The 251-nt window shown below is 50.2% G+C and carries 1 protein-coding gene; it reads left to right on the plus strand.

Translation table 11 applies throughout. The features are described 5' to 3' along the window. The coding region (locus H4J52_RS03075) for a PAS domain-containing protein (RefSeq protein ID WP_182224212.1) at positions 1–251 on the plus strand (251 nt) is incomplete at both ends.

A 251-nucleotide genomic window follows, 5' to 3' on the forward strand; every position in this document is an offset into this window, starting at 1 on the left:
CGTAAGGAGCAAGAAAGTGTCGCCCATGATTTAACCCAGTTAATCGATACGGCCAATGCCCCTATTTTTGGGATTGATGCCGCGGGTCTGGTGAACGAATGGAACCAGCGCGCCGAGCAGCTCACCGGCTTTGCTAAGATTGATGTCATGGGAAAAGATCTGGTGGCCGGGTTTATCACCGATGATTACAAGGCCTCGGTTAAAGGGATATTGGATAAAGCCCTGCAAGGTGAAGAGTCGGCTAACTATGA

It is taken from the genome of Colwellia sp. MB02u-14, assembly GCF_014076915.1.
In the GTDB taxonomy this organism is placed as follows: Bacteria; Pseudomonadota; Gammaproteobacteria; order Enterobacterales; family Alteromonadaceae; genus Colwellia_A.